The organism is Streptomyces sp. DH12 (genome assembly GCF_020873895.1).
Classification (GTDB): Bacteria; Actinomycetota; Actinomycetes; order Streptomycetales; family Streptomycetaceae; genus Streptomyces.
Genome location: NZ_JAHWGT010000737.1, coordinates 1 through 500 on the forward strand (window position 1 = coordinate 1; position 500 = coordinate 500).

Sequence of the window (500 nt, forward strand, 5' to 3'; positions counted from 1 at the left end):
TCATGGACTCGGAGCCGCCGGCGATCACGATGTCGGCCTCGCCGGCCGCGATGGTGCGGGCGGCGGTGGTGACGGCCTCCAGGCCCGAGGCGCAGAGGCGGTTGACGGTGGCGCCGGGGACGGACTCGGGGAGGCCGGCGAGCAGGGCGGCCATCCGGGCGACGTTGCGGTTGTCCTCGCCGGCCTGGTTGGCGGCGCCCCAGTAGACGTCGTCGACGCGGGCCGGGTCCAGCGCGGGCACATCGGCGACCAGGCCGCGGATCACCGCGGCGGCCAGGTCGTCGGGCCGCACGCCGGAGAGGGCTCCGCGCAGTTTGCCGATGGGGGTGCGGCGGGCGGCCGCGAAGTGGACGGGACGCAACGCAAACTCCTGATCCGGAAGCCGACGGCCGGGCTGCCGGAGGACCCGGACCGGCTGCTCGGCCTCGCGGGCCGGACGGAACCGGCCGTGCTGTCCTCGGCGCTGGTGCGCGCGGCGCTCGACAAGGAGGTCGCCGAGG

The 500-nt window shown here is 76.6% G+C and carries 1 protein-coding gene and 1 pseudogene; one reads left to right on the plus strand and one right to left on the minus strand.

Annotated elements, in window-relative coordinates:
- Positions 1 to 361: beta-ketoacyl synthase N-terminal-like domain-containing protein (locus LPA54_RS36795; protein WP_267487982.1), on the minus strand; the 361-nt coding region annotated here is incomplete at its 3' end.
- A 33-nt stretch (positions 362 to 394) separates the two neighbouring features.
- Between LPA54_RS36795 and LPA54_RS36800 the strand changes: the two are divergent.
- Positions 395 to 500: pseudogene (locus LPA54_RS36800) on the plus strand (endonuclease); the annotation flags it as partial.